General features: G+C 73.2%; 15 protein-coding genes and 4 tRNA genes. 5 read left to right on the forward strand and 14 right to left on the reverse strand.

Translation table 11 applies throughout. From position 1 onward, the window contains the following. Positions 1-48: 48 nt before the first annotated feature. The 4 genes from rplK to BRM1_RS06795 all read right to left on the reverse strand — a co-directional run bounded on the left by rplK (position 49) and on the right by BRM1_RS06795 (position 2,098). Positions 49-486, reverse strand: coding sequence for a 50S ribosomal protein L11 (gene rplK / locus BRM1_RS06780; protein WP_160951947.1), 438 nt, complete (start codon positions 484-486; stop codon positions 49-51). Positions 487-700: 214 nt separating this feature from the next. Continuing rightward, on the reverse strand, positions 701-1,603 hold the full coding sequence (gene nusG, locus BRM1_RS06785) for a transcription termination/antitermination protein NusG (protein WP_268529586.1): 903 nt from the start codon (positions 1,601-1,603) through the stop codon (positions 701-703). Between the two features lie 80 nt (positions 1,604-1,683). Beyond that, positions 1,684-1,956, reverse strand: a complete 273-nt coding sequence (secE, locus tag BRM1_RS06790) for a preprotein translocase subunit SecE (protein ID WP_442864349.1) — start codon at positions 1,954-1,956, stop codon at positions 1,684-1,686. A gap of 69 nt (positions 1,957-2,025) precedes the next feature. Then, a tRNA-Trp gene (locus BRM1_RS06795) sits at positions 2,026-2,098 on the reverse strand. Between the two features lie 125 nt (positions 2,099-2,223). Between BRM1_RS06795 and BRM1_RS06800 the strand changes: the two genes are divergently transcribed. Continuing rightward, the gene (locus BRM1_RS06800; RefSeq protein WP_160951949.1) at positions 2,224-3,252 is read left to right on the forward strand and encodes an adenosine deaminase; all 1,029 of its coding nucleotides are present in this window, start codon (positions 2,224-2,226) and stop codon (positions 3,250-3,252) included. 63 nt (positions 3,253-3,315) lie between these two features. Here the strand turns inward: BRM1_RS06800 and BRM1_RS06805 are convergent, their stop codons facing one another. The 4 genes from BRM1_RS06805 to BRM1_RS06820 all read right to left on the reverse strand — a co-directional run bounded on the left by BRM1_RS06805 (position 3,316) and on the right by BRM1_RS06820 (position 6,305). Then, positions 3,316-4,389, reverse strand: a complete 1,074-nt coding sequence (locus tag BRM1_RS06805; RefSeq protein ID WP_160951950.1) for a UDP-N-acetylmuramate dehydrogenase — start codon at positions 4,387-4,389, stop codon at positions 3,316-3,318. Further along, on the reverse strand, positions 4,386-4,868 hold the full coding sequence (locus tag BRM1_RS06810) for a MaoC/PaaZ C-terminal domain-containing protein (protein WP_268529588.1): 483 nt from the start codon (positions 4,866-4,868) through the stop codon (positions 4,386-4,388). Before BRM1_RS06810 ends, BRM1_RS06805 begins: the two co-directional genes overlap by 4 nt. Further along, positions 4,861-5,313 carry an FAS1-like dehydratase domain-containing protein gene (locus BRM1_RS06815; RefSeq protein ID WP_160951951.1) on the reverse strand — a complete coding sequence of 151 codons (453 nt, stop codon included), beginning with the start codon at positions 5,311-5,313 and terminating at the stop codon, positions 4,861-4,863. The genes BRM1_RS06810 and BRM1_RS06815 overlap by 8 nt, the downstream gene beginning before the upstream one ends. A 146-nt stretch (positions 5,314-5,459) precedes the next feature. Continuing rightward, positions 5,460-6,305: a TetR family transcriptional regulator gene (locus BRM1_RS06820; RefSeq protein ID WP_160951952.1), complete on the reverse strand. Its 846-nt coding sequence runs from the start codon at positions 6,303-6,305 to the stop codon at positions 5,460-5,462. 101 nt (positions 6,306-6,406) lie between these two features. Here BRM1_RS06820 and BRM1_RS06825 point away from each other — a divergent pair, with 101 nt between their 5' ends. Together BRM1_RS06825 and BRM1_RS06830 are read left to right on the forward strand one after the other, a co-directional pair. Then, the gene (locus tag BRM1_RS06825) at positions 6,407-7,510 is read left to right on the forward strand and encodes a hypothetical protein (protein WP_268529591.1); all 1,104 of its coding nucleotides are present in this window, start codon (positions 6,407-6,409) and stop codon (positions 7,508-7,510) included. 90 nt (positions 7,511-7,600) lie between these two features. Further along, the gene (locus BRM1_RS06830) at positions 7,601-9,253 is read left to right on the forward strand and encodes an AMP-binding protein (RefSeq protein ID WP_268529593.1); all 1,653 of its coding nucleotides are present in this window, start codon (positions 7,601-7,603) and stop codon (positions 9,251-9,253) included. Positions 9,254-9,330: 77 nt separating this feature from the next. Here the strand turns inward: BRM1_RS06830 and BRM1_RS06835 are convergent. From BRM1_RS06835 to gdhA, 4 genes are all read right to left on the reverse strand, one after another. Next, positions 9,331-9,404 (reverse strand) — tRNA-Met (locus BRM1_RS06835). A 21-nt stretch (positions 9,405-9,425) separates the two neighbouring features. Continuing rightward, positions 9,426-9,498 (reverse strand) — tRNA-Thr (locus BRM1_RS06840). A 115-nt stretch (positions 9,499-9,613) separates the two neighbouring features. Continuing rightward, complete coding sequence (locus tag BRM1_RS06845; protein WP_160951968.1) at positions 9,614-10,408, reverse strand: glycerophosphodiester phosphodiesterase; 795 nt, start codon at positions 10,406-10,408, stop codon at positions 9,614-9,616. Positions 10,409-10,416: 8 nt separating this feature from the next. After that, the gene (gene gdhA / locus BRM1_RS06850) at positions 10,417-11,757 is read right to left on the reverse strand and encodes an NADP-specific glutamate dehydrogenase (RefSeq protein ID WP_268529595.1); all 1,341 of its coding nucleotides are present in this window, start codon (positions 11,755-11,757) and stop codon (positions 10,417-10,419) included. Between the two features lie 292 nt (positions 11,758-12,049). Here gdhA and BRM1_RS06855 point away from each other — a divergent pair, with 292 nt between their 5' ends. After that, positions 12,050-14,086 (forward strand): glycoside hydrolase family 15 protein, encoded by a 2,037-nt coding sequence (locus BRM1_RS06855; RefSeq protein ID WP_268529597.1) that lies wholly within the window; start codon positions 12,050-12,052, stop codon positions 14,084-14,086. Positions 14,087-14,294: 208 nt separating this feature from the next. Here the strand turns inward: BRM1_RS06855 and BRM1_RS06860 are convergent. Further along, positions 14,295-14,377, reverse strand: a tRNA-Tyr gene (locus BRM1_RS06860). Between the two features lie 255 nt (positions 14,378-14,632). On the opposite strand from BRM1_RS06860, the gene BRM1_RS06865 reads away from it, so the two are divergent. Then, positions 14,633-15,124, forward strand: a complete 492-nt coding sequence (locus BRM1_RS06865; RefSeq protein ID WP_268529599.1) for a YajQ family cyclic di-GMP-binding protein — start codon at positions 14,633-14,635, stop codon at positions 15,122-15,124. Positions 15,125-15,155: 31 nt separating this feature from the next. Here BRM1_RS06865 and BRM1_RS06870 read toward each other — a convergent pair whose 3' ends face one another. After that, complete coding sequence (locus BRM1_RS06870; RefSeq protein WP_268529601.1) at positions 15,156-16,004, reverse strand: FUSC family protein; 849 nt, start codon at positions 16,002-16,004, stop codon at positions 15,156-15,158. Positions 16,005-16,119 lie beyond the last annotated feature (115 nt).

The raw sequence follows: 16,119 nt of genomic DNA on the forward strand, positions 1-16,119 counted from the left end.
AGTCGTGGTGCGGGTCCGCCGACCCTGCCACGGGATTGGTGTCTGGGATCAGACTTCGATGTCGGTGGTGATGCCCATCGACCGGGCGGTGCCGGCGATGATGCGATCGGCCTCGTCGAGGTCGTTCGCGTTGAGGTCGGGCATCTTCGTCTGGGCGATCTCGCGCACCTGGTCCTTGGACAGGTGGGCCACCTTGACGGTGTGCGGGGTCGCGGAACCGGACTTCACTCCGGCGGCCTTCTTGATGAGCTCCGCGGCCGGCGGCGTCTTCGTGATGAACGTGAACGAGCGGTCCTCGTACACGGTGATCTCGACGGGGATGACGTTCCCGCGCTGGGATTCCGTCGCGGCGTTGTACGCCTTGCAGAATTCCATGATGTTGACGCCGTGCTGACCGAGCGCCGGGCCGATGGGCGGTGCCGGGTTCGCGGCACCAGCCTGGATCTGGAGCTTGATCAGGCCAGCAACCTTTTTCTTGGGAGGCATGTTGGTCCTTCTCGTTCGTATGACATCCCGCGGCTCGTGCCGCGGGGGCGTTCCCGCCGGGCTCCGATGAGATCCCGACAGTCAAACCACACCATTATTCCACGAACGCATGCGGAAGGGAAGCGCGCGGCGCCCGGGCGGACCCGGGCGCCGCGCACCCCTGGCGGGGCTGTGCCGGACCGCCGCGCGGGCGGCCCGGAAGCTTGGACGGCGGTCAGACCTTCTCGACCTGGTTGAAGCCCAGTTCGACCGGCACGTCGCGCTCGAAGATCGACAGCAGCACGACGAGCTTCTGCTGATCCGGGCGGATCTCCTGGATGGTCGCGGGGTGGCCCTCGAAGGAGCCCTCCTTGACGAGCACGGACTCGCCCACCTCGAAGTCGACCTCGTAGGGCCGGCCGTCGGCGGTCTGCTGGGCGGCGCCGGACTCCTTGGCCGCGGCCGCCTGCTTCTCCTCGAAGACGGGGGCGAGCATGGAGAAGACCTCATCGAGGCGCAGCGGCACCGGATCGTAGGCATTGCCCACGAAGCCCGTCACACCGGGCGTATTGCGCACGACGCCCCACGACTCATCGGTGAGCTCCATGCGCACGAGGACGTAGCCGGGGATGCGCACGCGGCGCACCTGCTTGCGCTGGCCGTTCTTGATCTCCACGACATCTTCCATGGGGACCTGGACCTCGAAGATGTGGTCCTCCATGTCGAGGCTGACCGCACGGTTCTCGAGGTTCGTCTTCACGCGGTTCTCGTAGCCCGCGTAGGAGTGGATGACGTACCAGTCGCCGTCCTGCATGCGCAGCTCGGCCTTGAACTCCTCGGCGGGATCGACCTCAGGCTCGGCATCGGCCGCATCGGCATCGGCCTCTGACTCGGCAGCGGCCGTGCCGTCGGCCTCTGCCGAGGCCTGCTCGCCCTCGACGGCCCCGGTCGCCTCAGCGGAGGCCTCGTCATCCGGCAGCGAGCCGGTGGCGCCGGCCTCGTCCGCGCCCTGCGCGGCGGGCTGCGCCTCCTCGGCGGGCTGCGCCTCCTCGGCCGGCTGGGCCGCCGCGGCTGCGGTGTCCGCCTGTGCGGTCTCGGCCGCGTCGGGGTTCTCGGTTTCCGGGGTGTTGTCCGACACCAGTTCTCCTTGTGGTCTGTGCTCGGTGATGCGGGGCGGGCGCTGCGGCTAGGCGGCGGGCGCCGGGCGGCAGGGGTGCGTCACCAGAGCGGCCACAGGGCCGCGCCGCCGAAGACGAAGGCCGACAGCTTGCCGAACGCGAAGTCCAGCACGGTGACCAGCAGCATCATGGTGATGACGAAGCCCAGCACCACGAGGGTGTAGTTGATGAGCTCTTTGCGGGTGGGGGTGACGACCTTCTTGAGCTCGGAGAAGACCTCGCGGAAGAACTGCACGATCGTTGCGAAGAACCCGCGCTTCATGCGCTCGGGGGCGCTCGTCGCGCCGTCGGCCTGCGCCGGTGTCTGTGCCACTCGCCCTCACTCGGTCGTCGTTGTGCTTCGGTCTGCCGGAGCCCGGCCGGACCCGGCAGCAGACCAGAGCAGGGGTGACAGGACTCGAACCTGCAACCTACGGTTTTGGAGACCGTTGCGCTACCAATTGCGCCACACCCCTTCGCCTCGGAGCGCGCAGATGCGCATCCGCGGACCGGAGACGCATATGAGCATACCGGTCCCGGGCGCGCGCGTCGAACCGCGCCGGCTCGGCGGGCTCGCACCGCGGGCTCGTATGCTGGGGCGATGGCGACCCGAGCCCAGCTGGACGCGCTTCCCAAGGCCCACCTGCACCTGCACTTCACGGGCTCGCTGAGCCCCGCGGCCCTCGCTGCGCTCGCCGCGCGGGCCGGTGTGCGCCTGCCCGCCGCGCTGAGCGGTGCCCAGGCGGTGCGCGTGTCGCCCGATGCCCGCGGCTGGTTCCGCTTCCAGCGGCTCTACGATGCTGCGCGCGCCGTGGTGCGCGGCGAGGAGGCGATGCGCGAGGTCATCCGCACGGCTGCCGCCCTCGACCGGGCCGAGGGGTCCCGGTGGCTCGAGCTCCAGCTCGACCCGACCTCCTATGCGCCGTTCGTCGGCGGCATCACCCCGGCGCTCGAGATCGCGCTCGACGAGGCCCGGGCCGTGTCTGACGAGGGCTTCGGGATGGCGCTCATCGTCGCGGCCTCGCGGACCCGCCACCCCCTCGACGCCCGCGCGCTCGCCCGCCTGGCCGCCCAGCACGCCGGCAGCGGGGCGGGCCAGGTGGTGGGCTTCGGGCTGTCCAACGATGAGCGGGCCGGCTCGACGGCCGCCTTCGGCCCCGCCTTCGCGATCGCGCGCCGGGCGGGCCTGGCGGCCCTGCCCCACGGCGGTGAGCTGCTGGGGCCCGCGCACATCCGCGAGGTCGTCCGCGAGCTGCGGCCGACGCGCCTGGGCCACGGCGTGCGGGCCGCCGAGGATCCCGCGCTGCTGGCGGCGCTCGTCGAGGCCGGGATCGCGCTGGAGGCGTGCCCGGTATCCAATGAGCGGCTCGGCGTCTACCCCGCCGCCGGCGATGTCCCGCTGCGCGCGCTCGTCGACGCGGGCGCGACCGTTGCCCTGGGGGCCGATGACCCGCTCATCTTCGACGCGCGGCTGACCGACCAGTACGCAGTGGCCCACGCGGCCGGCTTCGACGCTCACGGCCTCGCCCAGCTGGCCCGGATGAGCTTTAGCGCCTCGCTGGCGCCGGAGCGGATCCGGGCAGCCGCGCTCGCCGACATCGAGGCGTGGGAGGCACGGACGGCCGGCTGAGACCGGCACCGCCGGGCCGGGCCACCCCAGGCGCCCGGCCGCCCCCTGCCGTCCGACCGCGCCCTACGCGGGCAGGGTCGCGCCCACGAGGTTGGGCTCGGGGACCAGCCGGATGCCGAAGCGCTCCTCGACGCCGTCGCGCACGGCGGCGGCGAGCTCAAGGACATCGGCGGCCGTGGCCCCGCCCCGGTTCGTCAGCGCCAGCGTGTGCTTGCCGGACAGGGCCGCCCGGCCGCTGCCCACGCTGTAGCCGCGGGCCAGGCCCGCACGGTCGATGAGCCAGGCCGCCGAGGTCTTGACCGCCCCCTCCTCGGCGCGGCCCGTCGTGGGGTCGGTCACCGGGTAGGCCGGCGCGCCCTCGGGCACCGGGCGGCCCCGCAGGATGGGGTTGGTGAAGAACGAGCCCAGCGACCAGGTGTCGTGGTCGGCCTCGTCGAGCACCATGCCCTTGGACCGGCGCAGCTCCAGCACGGCCGCGCGCACCCGGTCGGTCGGAGCGCCCTGGCCCACCTCGACGCCCAGCCGGCCGGCCAGCTGCCCGTAGCGCACCGGGGCGGACTCCCCCGCCCGCGCCAGGCGGAAGCTCACCGCGAGCACGACGAAGCGGGGCTGGCCGAACTCGGCGGCGGTCCGCTTGAGCAGCGAGGTGCGGTAGCCGAAGTGCAGGTCGCGCGCGAGGAGGCGCAGCGCGTCGCCCGTGAGCCGGTCGAAGACGAGCGCGGACTCGATCGTGTCCGAGACCTCGGCGCCGTAGGCCCCCACGTTCTGGACGGGCGCGGCGCCCACGGTGCCGGGGATGCCGGAGAGCGCCTCGAGGCCGGCCAGGCCGTATTCGACGCACGAGGCGACGAAGTCGTCCCAGTGCTCGCCGGCCTCGGCAGTGACGAGCACGGAGTCGGCCCCGGGCTCCGTGTCCACGCCGCGGGAGCGCACGAGGCACGTATCGCCCGCGAAGCCCTCGTCGCCGACGAGCAGGTTCGACCCGCCGGCGACGAACAGGGCCGGCGGCGCGGTGCCGGCGCCTGCGGTGAGCGGGTGAGCGCGGCAGAAGGCGATGAGCTCGGCGCGCGTGCGGGCCTCGGTGACGGAGGCCGCCGGGCCGCCGACCCGGATGGTCGTCAGCTCGGAGAAGTTCACTTCACCCGCACCTTGGCCTGGGTGCGGCCGAGCACCTTCGCCTCGCCGTCGGCGACCTCGATGTCGAGGCGCACGGTCTTCGCGTCCTCGTCGATCGCGCCGACCTTCGCGATCACCGTGAGGAAGGCGGTGGGCTGCTCCGGCGAGCCGCTGGAGGCATCCGGCACGAGGACCGGAGCGGTGAAGCGGGTGCGGTAGTCGAGGACGGCGCCGGGGGCGCCCGCCCACTCCACGATCGGGGCGATGACCGCGCCCATCGTGAGCATGCCGTGGGCGATCACGCCGTCGAGGCCGACCTCCTTGGCGAAGCGCTCGTTCCAGTGGATCGTGTTGAAGTCGCCCGAGGCGCCCGCGTAGCGGATCAGGTCCGCGCGGGAGAACTCGACGTCGGCCGTGACGACCTGCGCGCCCACCTGCAGCTGGGCGGCCACGGGGGCGAACTGGGCGGGCATGTCCTGGGGCGCGGCGGATTCAGTCATCGTCTCCTCCTCGGACCACGATCGTGGACGTGACCGTCACGACGGGCGCGGCGTGCGCATCGGCGATCTCCGTGCGCGTCGTGATCATCGCGTGGCCGCCGGCCTCGCGCAGGCCGTCGACGTGGCAGACGGCGCTGAGGACGTCCCCGGCGACGATCGGGCGGGTGTAGGAGAACTGCTCGGAGCCGTGGACGACCCGCGAGAAGTCGATGCCGGCCTCGGGCAGGGAGATGTAGCGCGCCTCGGCCCGCTGGGCGGGGATGACGGCGAACGTGGGCGGCGCGACGACATCGGCGTAGCCGAGGGCGCGGGCGGCCTGCGGGTCCGTGTGCGCGGCATCATGTGACTGGGTGGCGCGCGCGAAGGCCGCGATCGCCTCCCGGGAGACCTCGTAGGGCTCCGGCAGGGCGTAGCTCGTGCCCTGCAGCTCGGTGTTGACTGCCATTCTCATCCTCTCCGCTCAACGGCTGGGGGCCGCGCCCGGCGCGGCGCCGGCGCCGGCACGCGGCGCGGGGGCTCCCGCGGCCGAGTCTAGCGGCGGGAGGACCTCAGGGCAGAACGCGCGCGGGTGGGCTGCAGCGCGGGGCGCGCTCAGGCGCCCACGGCGGTGGACTTCATGACGGCGAGCGCGTAGGCGACCGCATTGGCCACCGCGTCATCGGGGCCCACGGGGCCCTCCGGGTCATACCAGCGCGCCAGGGACACGCACATGTTCACGACCATGCGGCTGGCGAACAGGATGTCCGGATTGGCGAACGCGCCGGCAGCCGCGGCGGCCTGCGCCTCGGCGTCCACGAGGTGCTGGACGCCGCGGCGCAGCTGCACGACGCGCTCGCGGTTCGCGCCCTCCAGGCTGCGCAGCTCGCTGCCGCCCAGGAAGGCGATGTCGCGCTCCGTGATGTGGAAGATCGCGAGCACCTCGATCATGGCGGCGAAGCGCTTCTCCGGCTCGTCCTCCGGGTGGCGCTGACCCGCGGCGACGACGGCATCGCGCAGCTCGACCATGGCGGGTTCGAGCGCGGAGACGAGCATCTGCTGCTTCGACTCGTAGTAGTGGTAGACCCCGGCCACGCTCATGTGCCCGGCCTGGGCGATCTCGCGCATGGACGTCCCGTGGTACCCGCGCCGGGTGAAGCACTCGATGGCCGCCCCGAGCACGTGGGGGCGCTCGGATTCCGGTTCCACCCGCAGCTGCGCCTCGTGCTCCGGGTCCGTCCCCCAGCCCAGCTCCGCGGGATCCGCGCCGAGCGCGGCGGCGATCTCCTTCAGGCGCGCGCGGGTGACGGAGACCTTGTCGCGCTCGATGAGCGAGAGCGTCGCCGGGCTCACGCCGATCTCCTCGCTCACCTGCTCCAGGGTGCGGCCGCGGGCGTTGCGGGCGCGGCGGATGCCCTGGCCGATCGTGTCGCGGGCGCCGCCCGGTGGGGACGAGGTCATCCTGCCAGAGTAGACGATCGGCGCTGCCCGCCCGCCGGAGCCGTGCGAGAATCGTGCCGTGCGCTGGGAGTGCCCCGGCTGCCGCCGCATGAGGAGGGGCCGTGGCCGATCGCCGCTTCGCGCTCGAGCCGCAGCCCACCGCGCGCGCCCCGCTCGTCGAGGCCACCGCCGGTGCGCTCATCGTGCGCCCGCCGCGCGGACCCGCGGTGGAGCTGCCGCGCACCGGTGCGCGGGCCCCCGCGGCGATCGGGTTCGCGGACCTGCGCCTGCGCGCGGGCGGGAGCATGAGCGGCGATCCCGAGCGCGGCCAGCCGCGGCGCACCGCCTGGCGGCGGTGCTGGTTCGTCCTCGATGGGGCCGGGGAGCCGCTGGCCTACCTGGGCGGTGACCCGCAGCCGCTCTACCACGCCTACGCGGTCAAGCGCTTCTGCGCGCGCTCCGGCCTGCGCTGGGAGGACATGGGCATCATCGAGCCCCAGCGCTTCGCCCAGCTGGCCGGTGCGAGCGCCGCGCTGCCTGAGGCGGCCGGTGCCGCCGCGCGCACCGCCGCCGCTCCCGGGCGCATGTGGCTGCTCGCGGGGCTCGCCGCCGGCGGTGCCATCGCCGGGTTCCCGCTCATGGTCCACCTGCTCAACGTGCGCCCGGAGTGGGCGCTTGCCTGGGTGCTGGGACTGGGGGCGGGCTCGCTGTTCGCGCCGTTCTTCCTCCTGTGGCCCATGCAGGCGTGCGCGCTCGTGCGCCCGCCGCGCACCGTGCGCGCCGTTGCCTGGGCGCACTGGGCTGTGGCGGCGGTCTGCGCGGTGCTGGCCGCCGTGTGCGTGCCGCTGAGCTGGAGCTCCGCCGAGGTGCTCGGCAGCGGCACCGGCTGGCCGATTGCCCTGTGGGCCGGCCTGGCGCTCATCGCGCTGCTCATCCCCAGCACCGCGCGGGCCATGATGATCGCCCGCGACCCGCGCACGGTGGGCGCCCGGAGCCTCCGCGAGGCCCGCGAGGCCGTGCGGGCCCACCCGTTCTCCGACTTCCGCCCCATCGGCTCCCCGCCGCCCCGCCGGGACCGGGCAGGCGGCCACGGGGCGGGGTCCGATGCCGATTCCCCACTCCCGGGCTCAGCCGCGTCCCAGGGCCCTGCCGCGTCCCCGGACTCTGCCGCAGACAGTGGGGGCACGGGCGATGCGGGCACGGGCGGTTCAGCCCAGCGGCGCTGAGGCGTCCTGCGCTACGCTTTCACACGAGCCGAGCGGTCGCTCGGCTGGCGTCGAGGCGGACACCGGAGTCCGCAGCGAAGGAGCAGCGCGATGACCGCCGATACCCCCGCCCCGGAGCTGCGCGCGGCCCAGCCGTTCGACGAGCCCCTCGGCTCCCGCTTCCCCACCGCCGTCGCCATGTGGGACGCGGCGGTGGCGGAATACGGGGACGTGCCCTTCCTCTACGACTTCGCACAGCCGCTGACGTTCCGCGAACTCGACGAGCGGGCCGCCGCCCTGGCCGGTGCACTGTCCCGGGCCGGGCTGGGCCCGGGCGACCGCATCGCCCTCTTCGCACAGAACGACCCCCTGTTCGTCGCCGGGCTCATCGCGGCCTGGAAGATCGGCGGCATCGCGGTGCCCGTCAACCCCATGAACACGGCCCGCGAGCTTGCCTACCACCTGTCCGATTCCGGGGCCCGGGCCCTCATCACCCTGCCGGGGCTCTTTGCGGAGGTCGCCCGCGATGTCGTCGTGAGCGCCGGGCTCGCGCTCACGATCGTGGGCGGGCACCGCGAATGGCGCGGCGACGGCACGGAGGTCGCCGAGGTCGCAGCCCCGGCCGAGCTCGCCGCCGAGCCGCGCTGCGTGCTCGCCGACGACGTCTTCGCCGACCCGCCGTCGGTGCCCGCCCCACCGCAGGCGCGGCCGGACGATGTCGCACTGCTCACCTACACCTCGGGCACCACGGGCAAGCCCAAGGGCGCCTGCAACACCCACGGCAACCTGGCCTTCGACGCCGAGGTGTTCGAGGCGCTCACCGGGCTGCGCCCGGGCCAGCCGATCCTGGGCGTCGCCCCGCTGTTCCACATCACCGGCATGGTCGCCCACCTCATGCTCGGCATCCGCGGCGCCCATCCCATCGCGCTGACACACCGGTTCCACCCGAAGGCGATGCTTCAGGCCGCGCGCGCCCATCGCCCCGTCTTCACGATCGGTGCCATCACCGCGCTCATGGCCCTCGCGGACGCGAGTGAGAACGGACCCGAGGACTTCGCCGGCCTCGACGTCGTCTACACGGGCGGGGCCCCCGTGGCCCCCGCGCTGGCGGACAGGCTCGAGGGCGTCTTCGGCGCCTACGTGCACAACATCTTCGGCATGAGCGAGACGACCTCCGCGGCCATCGGCGTGCCGCGCGACGCGCGCGCCCCGGTCGACCCCGCCTCCGGCGCCCTGTCGATCGGGCGGCCCGTCTACGGCACCCGGGTGCGCGTCGTGGGCGAGGACGGCCGCGACTGCGCGGCCGGTGAATACGGCGAGCTGCTGTGCGCGGGGCCCCAGGTGGTGCCCGGCTACTGGGAGCGCCCGGAGGCGACGCAAGAGGCGTTTGACGACGGCTTCCTCAGGACCGGCGACGTGGGCTTCGCCGATGCCGACGGCTGGATCTTCCTCGTCGACCGCAAGAAGGACATGATCAACGCCGCCGGCTACAAGGTGTGGCCCCGCGAGGTCGAAGACGTCATCTACGGCCACCCGGCGATCAGCGAGGCGGCCGTCGTGGGCGTGGCCGACGAGTACCGCGGTGAGACGGTCAAGGCGTACGTGACCCTCAAGGAGGGCGCACAGGCCAGCGGGGAGGAGATCGTCGACTACTGCCGGGCGAACATGGCGGCCTACAAGTACCCGCGCAGCGTCGAGGTGCTGGAGCAGCTGCCCAAGACCGCGACCGGCAAGATCCTGCGCCGGGAGCTGCGCTCGCGCTGAGGGGGCTGCCGGCCAACGGGTCGCCCGGCCGTGAATGGACACGGCCGCCGGAGGGCATCCGGCGGCCGTGTGGGCGGTAGCGGGGGGGAGGCTCGATCTCCCGACCTCACGATTATGAGTCGTGCGCTCTAACCAGCTGAGCTACCCCGCCTCGGCACGCTGAACGTGCGAGAGCCCCGAAAGGGAATCGAACCCTTGACCTTCTCCTTACCATGGAGATGCTCTGCCGACTGAGCTATCGGGGCAACGAGAAAGAACTGTACATGAGCCACTCGGCTGTTGGCAAAACCTCGCCGGGACCATCGGCACCGCCCCCGGGGCCCGCCGCCGCGGCCCTCTCCCAGCCGGCAGGCGGGTGCCTCAGACCGCCTCGTACTTCGCCGCGAGATAGCCCTGCAGGCGCCCCGGCTGGTTCGTGATGAGGCCGTGGACCCGGGCTGCCAGCAGCCGCTCCCATTCCCGGGCGGTGTCGACGGTGAAGACGAAGACGCCGAATCCCGCCCGCATCGCCTCCTCGACGAGCTCCCGGCGCAGGCCGTAGCCGCGCATGGAGACGTTGATGCCGATCGCCTCGAGCTCCGCCGCCAGTTCCAGGTCGCCCTCCTTGGGCACCATGCGCAGCAGGCAGCGCGGCACCATGGGGGCGAGGTCGCGGCAGGCGCCCACCGTGCGCGCGGAGAAGCTCTGGACGATCGTGCGATCGGACATCCCCGCGGCGATGATCTCCTCGGCCACCCGGCTGACGGCGCCCGGCGACCAGTCGTGCTTGAGCTCGAGGAGCAGGCTGCCCCCGTGGGCCCGCAGCGCGGCGAGCACCGTGCGCAGCGGGCTCACGCGCTGCCCGGCATACCCCGGCCCCAGCCAGCCGCCGGCATCGGCGAGCGAGATCCGCTCGTCGCTGAGCTGGGCGATCGTCCCGTGCGAGCCCGTCGTGCGGCTGAGCGTCTGGTCGTGGATGACGATCGGCGTGCCGTCGGCGCTCAGGTTGATGTCGACCTCGATGAGGTCGACGCCCAGCGCCCGGGCGGCGTCCACGGCGGCCAGCGTGTTCTCCGGCGCCACGCCGGAGTACCCGCGGTGGGCGATCACCCACGGCGGCGCATCGGCGCCCGGCACGCGCTCGGCGCCGCTGGCCTCGAGGTACTCGGCGAACACCGCGGGGCTCACACCACGCCGAACGCGAGCATCGCGTCCGCGACCCGCCGGAAGCCCGCGATGTTGGCGCCCGCGACGTAGTCGCCGGGGTGCCCGTACTCCTCGGCCGTGGCGAGGCAGTCCGCATGGATGTTCTTCATGATCTCCACGAGGCGCTCCTCTGTGTGCTCGAACGTCCACGTATCGCGCCCGGCGTTCTGCTGCATCTCCAGCGCACTCGTGGCCACACCGCCTGCGTTGGCGGCCTTGCCGGGGCCGAACGCGACGCCCGCATCGCGCAGGATCTCCACCGCATCGGCCTGCGTGGGCATGTTCGCGCCCTCGGCGAGGACCTTCGCGCCGTTCTGCACGAGCGCGCGGGCATCGTCGGCGTCGACCTCGTTCTGGGTGGCGCACGGCAGCGCGACGTCCATGGGGACCTCCCACACGGAGCCGCCCTTGACGAAGCGGGCGCCGGAGCGGCGCTCGGCGTACTCGCCGATCCGCCCGCGCTCGACCTCCTTGATCTGCTTGAGCAGCTCCAAGTCGATGCCGGCCTCGTCGACGACGTAGCCGGAGGAGTCGGAGGCGGTGATGGCCCGCCCGCCCAGCTGCTGGACCTTCTCGATCGCGTAGATCGCGACGTTGCCGGACCCGGAGACGCCCACGGTCAGGCCGTCGAACGACATCCCCAGCGTGCCCAGCATCTCCTGCGCGAACGCGGCCGCGCCGTAGCCCGTGGCCTCGGTGCGCACGAGCGAGCCGCCCCAGCTCAGGCCCTTGCCGGTGAGGACGCCGGACTCGTAGCGGTTCGTGATGCGCTTGTACTGGCCGAACAGGTAGCCGATCTCCCGCGCGCCCACTCCGATGTCACCGGCCGGCACATCGGTGTACTCGCCGATGTAGCGGTAGAGCTCCGTCATGAACGACTGGCAGAACCGCATGACCTCGTCATCGGACTTGCCGTGGGGATCGAAGTCGCTGCCGCCCTTGCCGCCGCCGATCGGCAGCCCGGTGAGCGCGTTCTTGAAGATCTGCTCGAAGCCCAGGAACTTCACGATGCCGAGGTTGACACTCGGGTGGAAGCGCAGGCCGCCCTTGTAGGGGCCCAGCGCGGAGTTGAATTCGACGCGGTAGCCGCGGTTGATCTGCACGGTGCCCGCATCGTCGATCCACGGCACCCGGAAGATGATCTGGCGCTCCGGCTCGCACATCTGCGCGACGATCCGCGCGTCCTCGTACTCCGGATGGCGGCCTTCCATGGCGCGCAGCGAGCCCAGCACCTCGCGCACGGCCTGGTGGAATTCCGGCTCGTTGGGATTGCGGGCGAGCACCCGCTCCAGCAGGTCGTCGATCGACTCGCGGGCCATCGTCTCTCCATTCGTCGGGGGTTCGTCGGGCGTGCCTGGGCCGGGCGCGGCAGCGGCCGGGCCACCCGGGCCTCGGGCGCGCGGTGCCCACCGCCGCCGAGGCGTGGGGCAGTGGCCGTGCCGGTCCCAGTCTGCCATCCGCGGGCCGCGGCCCGCCTCCCGCTCACCGCGGGCTGAGACGGGTGCCGGGACGCCCCCGCCCGGTAACGGCGGTACCGCTGCGGTGCGCCACCGCGGGACCGGTCGGCGGAACGCATCGACGCCGGGCGGACCCCTGCGGGAGAATCGCACGATGACGGGCGATGGGACAGCGGGCAGCACACGGCACCGGCGCGCGGGCGCGGAGCGCTCGCGCGCGGGCGATTCGGGACACGAGGCGGGTGCAGGCGACTCGGGCGCCGCGGCGGGCGATGAGCGGGCGGCCGGGCACAGCGTGCCCATCGGCGAGCACGCGCTGCTGTCGGACAACCGGACGGCCGCGCTCATCACCCGCGAGGGCGTCGTCGACTGGCTGTGCCTGCCCCGCTTCGACTCGCCGGCCGCGTTCGCGGCCCTCCTGGGCGACGAGTCCAACGGTGCGTGGCGCCTGGCGATCGCCGACGGCCGCGTGCTCTCCCGCCGCTACCTGCCCGGCACGCTCATCCTCGAGACGACCTGGCGCTCCCCCACCGGCACCGCCGTCGTCCACGACTTCATGCCGGTGCTCCATCCCCCGGGCGACCACTGCGATGCGGCCGGCGCGGCCGCCGCGGCGGACGTCGCCCTCGATGCGCCGGTGCCCCCGGACGGGCACGCGCCCAGCGGCGCCCCGGTGGCGGAGAACTCCGACCTCATGCGCACCGTGGCCTGCACGCGCGGGCGCGTGGTGGTCGAACAGGAGCTGCGCGTGCGCTTCGACTACGGCTCGGTGGTCCCCTGGGTCCACCAGCAGGCCGATGCCGCGGGCACCGAGGTCTTCACCGCGGTGGGCGGCCCCAGCGCGCTCGCCCTCCACGGCCCCGCGCTGCACCCGCACGACTCCGTCCACGAGGGCCGCCACGAGCTGAGCGCCGAGGCACAGGCCCGTGCGACGTGGACGCTCACGTGGTTCCCCTCGTGGTCGACCGCGCCCGAGCCGCCGGATCCGGACTGGGCACGGCAGCGCACCCACGCGGCGTGGAGCCAGTGGCTCGAGCGCTCCGAGGTCGCCGGCGAGTGGTGCGAGCTCGTGGAGCGCTCGCTGCTGACCCTGCGCGCCCTCACCCACCGCACCACGGGCGGGATCGTCGCCGCGCCCACGACGAGCCTGCCGGAGGACTTCGGGGGCGAGCGCAACTGGGACTACCGCTACTGCTGGCTGCGCGACGCGGCGCTCACGCTCGAGGCGCTGCTCACCCACGGCCACACCTCGGCGGCGGCGGGCTGGCGGGACTGGCTGCTGCGCGCCATCGCCGGCGATCCCGAGCGCCTGCAGATCATGTACGGCGTGGGCGGCGAGCGCATCCTCACCGAGCTCGAGCTCGACCACCTGGCCGGCTACGACGGCTCGCGGCCCGTGCGCGTGGGCAACGCCGCAGTCGCGCAGTACCAGGGCGACGTCGTGGGCGAGGTGATGATCGCACTGGCGCACATGCGGCGCGCGGGGCTCGCGGAATCGCAGTGGTCCTGGGCGCTGCAGTGCGAGCTGATGCGCTACAGCGCCGCGCACATCGACGATCCGGACCAGGGCCTGTGGGAGATGCGCGGGGAGCCCGCCTACTTCACCCACTCGCGGATCATGGTGTGGGCCGCCTTCGACTGCGGGATCCGCGCCGTCGAGGACGAGGGCCTCACCGCGCCCGCCGCGGACGTCGAGGGGTGGCGGCGGATGCGCGCCCGGCTGCGGGAGGAGGTGCTGGAGCACGGGGTCGACGAGGATGGGGCGTTCACCCAGACCTACGGCTCCGCGGAGGTCGATGCCTCCCTCCTGCAGATCCCGCACACGGGCTTCGTGCCGGCCGATGACCCGCGGATGCTCGCGACGGTTGCCCGGATCGAGGCTGACCTGCTCACCGCCGACGGCCTGGTGCTGCGCTACCGCGCCCAGGGCCAAGACGGCCTGGCGGGCATCGAGCACCCGTTCCTCGTCTGCTGCTTCTGGCTCGTCGAGCAGTACGCGGACTCCGGGCGCCGCGCGGATGCGCACGCTCTCATGGAGCGCGTCGTGGCCGCGGGCAACGACCTGGGGCTCTTCAGCGAGGAGTACGACGGGCGCGCCGGCCGCATGGCGGGAAACTTCCCCCAGGCGTTCAGCCACCTGGGCCTCATCCGGGCCGCCGAGGCGCTCGGCCGCGTGGGCGCCGCCGACTGAGCCGACCGCACGGCCCCGGGGTGCCGATGCCTCGATCCCGGCACCGGCGTGAGGGACGGCACCGGCGTGAGGGACGGCACCGGCGCGGACAGCAGCGCTGGGACGGGCGACGGCGCCGAGCGGCGCGGCCGTCACCGGTCACGCGCGGGCATCCACGGCGAAGGCCCCGCCCCAGCGTATTCGCTGGTGGCGGGGCCCTTCTTCCGTGTGGCAGGTATAGGATTCGAACCTATGTAGGCATAAGCCAACTGATTTACAGTCAGTCCCCTTTGGCCGCTCGGGTAACCTGCCGCGGTGCGCTCGTGCGGGTCAGCCCGCATGAACACCAGAGAAAGCATACATAGCGCCGCGGCCGTTGTGAAATTGCGGGGCCGGCGCCCGCGCATACCGCTGTCACCGCACCGCGCCGCGCAGCCCGCAGCCGCCCCGAGCCCCTAGACTGGCCGCACGAGCACCGGCCCCGCGCCTCGACGACCCGGCTGGGGGCCGGCCCCGCACACCCAAGACGAGCAGCGGCCGCGGCGGACGCGAAGGAGTGGATGACACATGGCAGGCGATTCGAGCTTCGACATCGTGAGCAAGGTCGACAAGCAGGAGGCGGACAACGCCCTCAACCAGGCGGCCAAGGAGATCGGCTCGCGCTACGACTTCAAGGGCACGGACGCCTCGATCGCCTGGTCGGGCGAGAAGGTCATGATGAAGGCCGTCTCCGAGGACCGCGTCAAGGCCGTCCTCGATGTCTTCGAGTCCAAGCTCATCAAGCGCGGCATCTCCCTGAAGTCGCTGGACCTGGGCGAGCCGTACCCCTCGGGCAAGGAGTTCCGCCTGGAGGCCTCGATCAAGGACGGCATCGACCAGGACAACGCGAAGAAGATCTCGAAGATCATCCGCGAGGAGGGCCCCAAGGGCGTCAAGGCCCAGATCCAGGGCGATGAGCTGCGGGTGACCTCGAAGAAGCGCGATGACCTCCAGGACGTCATCTCCCTGCTCAAGGGCAAGGACCTCGACGTCGACGTGCAGTTCACGAACTACCGCTGAGCACCCCGGCGCCGCCCCCATCCGGTGGCCCTCACCCGTGCCGGTCGCCCTGTGCGCTGTGTCCCGGACCGCGGGCGGCCTCGCGGGCGCGGCGCCGTTCGCGGCCCTCGGTGCGGAAGCCCAGGAGCACCACGGCGATGCCCGCCGCGGCCCCGATCGCCGTCTCCGCCGCCCGCGAGGCGACGAGCCCGCCCACCGGCTGGGGGCTGCCCAGCTGGGTCATCGTGAGCGCCAGCGGGGTGATGAAGAGCAGAGCGAGTGCGTAGTTGCGGGTGACCAGCACCTCGGCGGCGAACTGCAGGACGATGACGTCGAGCACGAGCTGCCAGGGCTGGGCCGGGAACGCGAGGAGCAGCGCCGTGACCGCGACCCCCGCCAGCGTGCCCACGATCCTGTGCAGGCCGCGGATCACCCGCGCCGAGCGGTGGGGCGCGCTGATGGGCGCGGCCGCCGCCACCATCGCCCAGTAGGAGTGGGAGAGGCCCGGCAGCAGCTGCGTTGCGGCGATCCCCAGGGCCCCGCCCAGCAGGGGCGCGGCGGTGAAGCGGCCGAACTGCCCCGCCAGCTCGCGGGCCGTGAGGTTCGAGGTCAGGCGGCCGAGGGGCTCGTGGATGCGGCCCTCGCCCAGCAGGTGGGCCCCGGTGCCCAGCAGGATGCAGAAGCCCGCGGCCGCCGCCGCGCTGCGCGCGGCGAGCCACACCGGAGCCCCGTGCGGCACCGAGCCCACCGCGGCGGTGGCGAAGATGAAGAAGATCGACCCGGACGGCTTGAGCCCGAATCGCGCCGCGGTCACCGCACCGGCCCCGGACACGAGCGCGGTCACGGCCGTGAGCGCCCAGACGTCCGCCCCCAGCGCCGCGAGCACGGCGCCGACGGCCACGGAGGCGGTGAGCAGCCCGCCCGCGATCGCCTGGCGCGCCGCCCGCGCGCGGCGCGCCTCGAACCGGCCGTAGATCCCGGTGAACGCGCCGAAGGAGGCGTAGATCGCGAGGTCC

It is taken from the genome of Brevibacterium sp. BRM-1, from assembly GCF_026802075.1.
Taxonomy (GTDB): Bacteria; Actinomycetota; Actinomycetes; order Actinomycetales; family Brevibacteriaceae; genus Brevibacterium; species Brevibacterium rongguiense.

What these genes read in the sequence shown, in the direction of transcription:
- rplK (WP_160951947.1), bottom strand. Translation starts at nt 486, where the DNA reads ATGCCTCCCAAGAAAAAGGTTGCTGGCCTGATCAAGCTCCAGATCCAG.
- BRM1_RS06800 (WP_160951949.1), top strand. Translation starts at nt 2,224, where the DNA reads ATGGCGACCCGAGCCCAGCTGGACGCGCTTCCCAAGGCCCACCTGCAC.
- BRM1_RS06810 (WP_268529588.1), bottom strand. Translation starts at nt 4,868, where the DNA reads ATGACTGAATCCGCCGCGCCCCAGGACATGCCCGCCCAGTTCGCCCCC.
- BRM1_RS06815 (WP_160951951.1), bottom strand. Translation starts at nt 5,313, where the DNA reads ATGGCAGTCAACACCGAGCTGCAGGGCACGAGCTACGCCCTGCCGGAG.
- BRM1_RS06820 (WP_160951952.1), bottom strand. Translation starts at nt 6,305, where the DNA reads ATGACCTCGTCCCCACCGGGCGGCGCCCGCGACACGATCGGCCAGGGC.
- BRM1_RS06830 (WP_268529593.1), top strand. Translation starts at nt 7,601, where the DNA reads ATGACCGCCGATACCCCCGCCCCGGAGCTGCGCGCGGCCCAGCCGTTC.
- gdhA (WP_268529595.1), bottom strand. Translation starts at nt 11,757, where the DNA reads ATGGCCCGCGAGTCGATCGACGACCTGCTGGAGCGGGTGCTCGCCCGC.
- BRM1_RS06855 (WP_268529597.1), top strand. Translation starts at nt 12,050, where the DNA reads ATGACGGGCGATGGGACAGCGGGCAGCACACGGCACCGGCGCGCGGGC.
- BRM1_RS06865 (WP_268529599.1), top strand. Translation starts at nt 14,633, where the DNA reads ATGGCAGGCGATTCGAGCTTCGACATCGTGAGCAAGGTCGACAAGCAG.